At 40.6% G+C, this 6082-nt stretch carries 6 protein-coding genes; all 6 read left to right on the top strand.

What is annotated here, in order from left to right:
* The first annotated feature begins 230 nt into the window (after positions 1 to 230).
* The 6 genes from A33Q_RS00745 (at position 231) to A33Q_RS21450 (ending at position 6075) form a co-directional block, all read left to right on the top strand.
* Positions 231 to 1481, top strand: coding sequence for a Spi family protease inhibitor (locus A33Q_RS00745; RefSeq protein ID WP_009035678.1), 1251 nt, complete (start codon positions 231 to 233; stop codon positions 1479 to 1481).
* Entirely contained in the window at positions 1478 to 2494 is a 1017-nt protein-coding gene (locus A33Q_RS00740; protein WP_009035677.1) for a TolB family protein, read from the top strand. The genes A33Q_RS00745 and A33Q_RS00740 overlap by 4 nt, the downstream gene beginning before the upstream one ends.
* Before the next feature lie 98 nt (positions 2495 to 2592).
* Positions 2593 to 2973, top strand: coding sequence for a hypothetical protein (locus tag A33Q_RS00735; protein WP_009035676.1), 381 nt, complete (start codon positions 2593 to 2595; stop codon positions 2971 to 2973).
* Positions 2974 to 3316: 343 nt separating this feature from the next.
* A complete protein-coding gene (locus A33Q_RS00730) occupies positions 3317 to 3838 on the top strand; it encodes a hypothetical protein (protein ID WP_009035675.1) in 522 nt (173 codons plus the stop codon).
* 92 nt (positions 3839 to 3930) lie between these two features.
* A complete protein-coding gene (locus A33Q_RS21455) occupies positions 3931 to 4293 on the top strand; it encodes a hypothetical protein (protein ID WP_016254441.1) in 363 nt (120 codons plus the stop codon).
* A gap of 75 nt (positions 4294 to 4368) precedes the next feature.
* Complete coding sequence (locus tag A33Q_RS21450; RefSeq protein ID WP_051394794.1) at positions 4369 to 6075, top strand: trypsin-like peptidase domain-containing protein; 1707 nt, start codon at positions 4369 to 4371, stop codon at positions 6073 to 6075.
* Positions 6076 to 6082 lie beyond the last annotated feature (7 nt).

The following is a 6082-nucleotide window of genomic DNA, read 5'->3' as shown; positions in this document are numbered from 1 at the left end:
TATGTAGGCGGATATTCATAAAGTTTAATTATTCAAAGTTTATTTCAGAGAAATCAGAGAAAAATTTTAATAATTATATTATTATAAACAATAATTATTTGGAATATTTAAAAACTATTTTTTATATTTAATTACCTTAAAAATATTTTTAAAATGGAATCAATCAATCAATCTTCTTTTTCTTAAATAGGATTTTGTTAGTGATTTTGTTAGCCGGGTGTAATACCGGCATGGAGATAAGTGAGATCATACAAGAACACATTGAAGAAGACCTAAAAGATTTTTCAATTTCAGAAGATCTGGCAATGAAGACTGCAGTAAGTTTTTTTTCGACGGATTCCAGTGTAATATCTGCCAGAATCGCTCCGAGTTCTGTGAAAATTAAAGAATTAGAAAAAGTCAAGTTGGATGATTCCAAATCTTACGAAGTGTATTTGGTCAATGACCAAGACGGTTTTATGATTCTATCAGGGGATTCGAGGGTTATGCCTGTATTGGCTTTTTCACCCACAGGGAGCATCAGCAAGGAAGACTTAAATGAAGTGAATGGTTTAAAGGTCTGGTTTGCCAATACCATGGAGCAAATAGAAGAGGAATTAAAGGGAGTTGAAAGTGTGCATCCAATCGTTTATGGTGAGTGGAAAAAATACACACAGGATTTTGATCCAATGGGAAGAATTTGGGAAGATGCTGGCAATATTGCATCCAATACCAATTGCTATGAGTGGTATGAATATGGGCAGTTTATGTGCAGTCCTTATTTCACTTTAAATCAAAATGGGCCACTTTACAGCAATCAGATTTCCTGGGGACAATCAGGAATATCCAATTACTTTGCTCCGGGTCTTTGGAACTGTGAATGTGGTAGAAGTCCAATTGGTTGTGGTGCAGTGGCAATTGCTCAGACAGTTTGGCACTACAGAAGAAACCAGACTTTTTATTCATCTATGCCTCAATTTTCAAATACCACTTGCACACCTTCTACCCAAGGCCAGCAAAATTTGGCTCACTTTATGCTCCAAGCTGCAGTGCTGGCAAAAACAAAATTTAATTGGTTTGGGTGTAATGGCATGACCTATCCTTGGGAAATCAGACCTGCCTTGTCTTTACTGGGTATGCAATCCAATGGCAGTATATCTACATTTAATCCCGCACTTCTTAGGAATGAAATTTCCCAAGGATATCCTGCTATTTTTTATGGCCGGGACAATTTGTTGCAATGGCATATTTGGACTTCAGATGGTTACAGAACGCATAATTATAAGTCATATAACTGTGATACTGATAGCTGTGTGGAATGGCATTTTTCCTATTTCTACATGAATTGGGGGTGGAATGGGCAAAACACTACAAATCCAAATATCATAAATAATCCAAATTATGACAGCCACAATGGGTTTTTTGGATCGGGAGTATTTCAACCCAATGGATCAAATACAAGTTACAACAATGATTTAAAAATGATAACTGGAATAAGATGAAAGGTTTATCTTTAATTACAATCATATTGCTTGTTTTGTCAGGATGTGATAGTGCCTTAAGAAGTAAGGGTGTTTTTCCTGAGACTCCTGTAAGTTTATCAGATGTGAATTCCCCATATGATGACATCAACTCGGATTTAAGTGGAGGTATGATAGGGCATAAAACAGAATTGATATTTTCAACCAATCGTCCCAATTCCAGCCCAAACAACAGTTTCCAGCTAGCATTATTTAATGTTAGTTTTTCGTGGGATCAAAAGGAAGATATTTTAATTGTTGGAACTAGTGATCCGTCACCCAATTTTCAAACTGCCAGATTCAAAACATTGAAAAATCTGGAATTCAATTCATTTTCTTACTCCAATCAAAAAGGGCCTTATAGTTTTATGGGAGCCCCAGAAAATCTAGCTATGTTCTTTTCAAGGGATGTCGACGGAGTATATTCGATCCATGTGGTCACTGAAAAACCTGTCAGTGCGGTGGATTCCCGAGAGGTTTCTCATTTTAGAATAATGAACGAATCTGCCAACGAAATGTATCCCTGCTTTTATGGTAAAGAATTTATAAAGGGAGATTTAAACGGAGATGGAATACCGGAAAAAATGCTTTTCAGCTCAGATAAAGACGGTCAGTTTGATATTTATGAAGTGGATATACCTTCTGGGATGACTCCTCTGGAATTTTTAGCAGATACCTCGCCCAAAGAAGTCAGGAAACTGTCCATCAATACCAATTCCAATGACCATATGCCTTTTGTATTGGGTGAAAAACTGGTGTTTGCCTCAGACAGACCGGGAGGAATGGGTGGTTATGATCTCTATTATGCCAAGAAAACAGCAGATGGCTGGTCCAGCCCTATCAACTTTGGGCATCCCATCAATTCAGAGTTTGACGAATACAGACCTGTTGTATCAAGTGCTTATTGGTTTTTGAATAACCTAATGATATTCTCATCCAACAGACCGGGAGGAAAGGGTGGCTTTGATTTGTATTATGTCGGTGTCCCGAAATAATTGAGCTGTGGGTTTCTCGCCTACACACTTTTCAAATTTCCATCCTCAGCTAAACTCAGAAAAGCCTATCATAAAAAAACAAGCCGCTTTGATGCTTGATGACAAATCATCTACACCTTCTTGCCAGAGCGATTGAGCCATTTCGGTTGAGCGATATTTTGAGAGATTTTAAAAGTCATGTTGCACGTAAAGTTTTGGAAAGCCTGGAAAAGGAATCCATAGAATCAAGGGCTGAATGGATGCTTAACCACCTTAAGTATAAAGAGAATATTTCTCCCAAAGTAAAAGATTACAGATTTTGGAAAAATGGATTTCACCCAGTTGAGATATCTTCTGCCAGTTTTTTTGAACAAAAACTTATTTACATCCACCAAAATCCAGTTAGGGCGATGATTGTAGAAGAAGATCATCATTACCTTTTCAGTTCGGCAAGGGATTACACGGGGATCAAGGGTTTGGTCAATATTTCCTTGTATTGATAATCGCCGCAAAATGCGGCTTCACTAAGAGTCCGACGGCGCAACCGTCGGACAACTTGAAACCATCAGAAATGCGGCTTTACTAAAAGCCAGAAGGCGGAACCATCGGACAACTTTAGACCATAAGACAACGTGAGGTTAAATTAATTAAAACGCTTATATACAGCATGTTTTACCAATTCTCAGAACCCAATTGTCTACTCTTACTTTCTTAGGAATTCTTCAACTAATAATTGTTTTTTTAAATGTATGGTTTTAAATTGTAGCAGGTTGGGATTTGTTTTCGTCTTTACCTTGATGGCATTAGTAAGGTTAAAATAGAACTGGATTAAATTTAAGTTAAATGGAATTTGTAGACAAAAGAGAATTTGGAAGAGTCCTTCTTTTATTGGTTTCATTTTTTATAATAGCCTTTAGTGCAGGCTGTCTGGAAGTGGATGAGACGGGTGAATATTATTTATCCTTATCTGATATAGGGGAACTTACTGAACAAGACAGCATTTCGCTGATTGGCACCCGTTGGAGGCTTCTTGGTTTTGGGGAAGAAGGGAGTAACAGGATCAGGGTGGCTGAGCCAAGGGATACAGATTCGCAGCTTTGGCTGGAGTTTCACGAAGATGGGACCATAGAAGGTCGTTCATCTAATAATTTATTGTCTAGAAAGTTTCATAATTTCTCTAATAATGAATTTGAATTATTGGAGTTTTATGTTTTAAGTTATGCCTTAGAGTCAGGCGATGGCTTTTACATGACCAGTAGCCTTGAGAATGCGGATATGGGGAATGTAGAAACAAAAGGCTTAAAGGTTTATTATACCGAAAATGAGCAAAGACTATTTATGCTGTTTAGACCATTGATGCCATGAAGAAAAAAGTTCTACTTTATTTTTGCTTGGCTCTGGTTTCTATAGGGGGATATAGTCAGATCAGCACTGATGAAATTCCACCTAGTTTTTAATTGGAATCCTTGGATTCTGATGTGAGAGCTACCGATCACCATATTGCCACAAGGCCATCCTTGGAGCTAATTGCAAAAGAAGATCGAGAAGACCAGGAAAAAGGGCTGCCCCCACGTTTCGGGTATCCCATTGATGCGGGTCTAAACCTGCACAACTCCGGTAAATGGGTGGAGCTTCCCAATGGCGATAAGGTTTGGTTGCTTAAAATACAAAGTCCTGAAGCCCTTTCCATTAACCTGCTGTTTGACAGTTTCTGGATTCCAGATGGTGGGAAACTATTCATATACAGTGAGGACAAAAAGCAGGTTCATGGAGCTTTCACCTCAAAAAACAATAAAGGCACAAAGGAGGATCTTGCTTGATTTGCTACTGCACTTATCTTTGGGGAAAACACCATACTTGAATATCATATCCCGAAAGGGGTAGAGGAAAATGGGGTGATTTCAATCGAAAAGATTGTGCATGGTTACAGGGATATTGGCATGTTTGATAATTCTTACAGCACAAAAAGTTTCGGGGGCTCAGGGAACTGCCAGGTAAATGTCAACTGTCCCGAAGGAGCTGATTGGCAAGACGAAAAAAATGCTGTTGCTTTGATATTGGTAAATGGGGTACGGTGGTGTTCAGGATCACTGATTATTAATTCTTGCATGGATGACCGTGCCTATTTTTTAACTGCGGATCATTGTTTGGGTCCAGTCGATGCAGATGAAATTACCAATCCCAACCTTTTCCAATGGAGTTTTTACTGGCACTATGAGAGCCCGGAATGTGCCAATCCCAGTACTCAGCCGCCTATTCTGGCGACAAGTGGAGCAGTGGTTGTGGCCAACAATCATCAAACCGATTTTGCTTTATTGGAGTTGATAGAGCATCCCAGGGATAAAACTGGCGTAAACCCATATTTTTTGGGATGGGACAGGTCTGGCAATGCGGGAACTGGGGGAGTGGGCATTCATCATCCAAGAGGTGATTTAAAGAAAATATCAACCTATAGTGGAACACCGACCAATTCTACTTGTCTTGGAGGAGTCAATCATCTTTTTTGGCAGACAGGGTTTGATGCCACACAAAATGGCCATTCCATCCCCGAACCAGGTTCTTCTGGTTCACCCTTGATCAATTCGGACAGCAGGGTGATCGGTCAGTTATGGGGTCCAGGGAATTGTCCTGCTGAATTATGCAATACAGCTCCGGAGTTGGAAGTGGTTTCCTATGGAAAATTCGATGTATCATGGACTGGTAGTAACCATGCAGATGTGCGCCGAAGACTGGATCATTGGCTTCATCCCGGTGGTGGCACAGCTCCTTCAACGATGGATGGTAAGGGTTACACCGCTATCTCCGGCCCCGACTTCCTCTGCTCCACTAATACCTTTACCCTCCAGAATACCCTTGCTGGAAGTACGGTCAGTTGGTCGGCAAGTCCGGCAGGAATGGCGGGTATTTCAGGAAGCGGCAACAGCGTAAACCTTACACCACAGGGAAATGGACAGGTTACGCTTACAGCCACCATCTCTACCGATTGCGGAGATGTGGAGGTACAGAAGACTTTCGTTACAGCCACGGGTCCCATCCCTACCTCAGCCATCAGTCTGGAACCTTTTGAATCTTCTCCTTATGTCTGCCCCAATCAGACCTTTGGTTTCCACCCAGGCCCCAATGAACCTTGGTACCAATATGAAGTACAGGTAGTCAACGGCCACTATACAGAAGTGAACCACGGGTATTTCTGGATACATTTTAATAATTACATTCCATCACCACCCTATCCTCTGGTGTACGATGCCGGAGTATCTGTAAGGATTCACAATGGCTGTTCCTGGAGTGATTGGAAACCTGTCAGTATGTATACTGAGCCGTCCTGCGCTGGAGGGGGATGTGAACTTTGTTTTTTAACTTTCCCCAATCCGGCGGATGAGGAGCTGCAGGTACATTGGAACCCACAGGTAAAACGCACAGCAGGAGACGACCCTGGTTTTGATGTCCAGTTTTATGATCAGCGTGGTAAAATATTGTTCAGTCAATCCGGTATCAGTGAAAAGATAAGTCTGGAAACCCGGAAGTTCAAAAACGGTTTCTATTACCTCCATATTCGCTACAAAGAAGGTTTGATCAGAAGACAGATAAGGGTGGAAAGATAAAAGAGGC

It is taken from the genome of Indibacter alkaliphilus LW1 (genome assembly GCF_000295935.2).
In the GTDB taxonomy this organism is placed as follows: domain Bacteria; phylum Bacteroidota; class Bacteroidia; order Cytophagales; family Cyclobacteriaceae; genus Indibacter; species Indibacter alkaliphilus.
This window is presented reverse-complemented; position numbering and strand designations above follow the sequence as displayed.

Excerpts from the sequence above, each read along its gene's own strand:
- A33Q_RS00740 (WP_009035677.1), top strand. The coding sequence starts at position 1,478 with ATGAAAGGTTTATCTTTAATTACAATCATATTGCTTGTTTTGTCAGGA.
- A33Q_RS00730 (WP_009035675.1), top strand. The coding sequence starts at position 3,317 with ATGGAATTTGTAGACAAAAGAGAATTTGGAAGAGTCCTTCTTTTATTG.
- A33Q_RS00735 (WP_009035676.1), top strand. The coding sequence starts at position 2,593 with ATGACAAATCATCTACACCTTCTTGCCAGAGCGATTGAGCCATTTCGG.
- A33Q_RS00745 (WP_009035678.1), top strand. The coding sequence starts at position 231 with ATGGAGATAAGTGAGATCATACAAGAACACATTGAAGAAGACCTAAAA.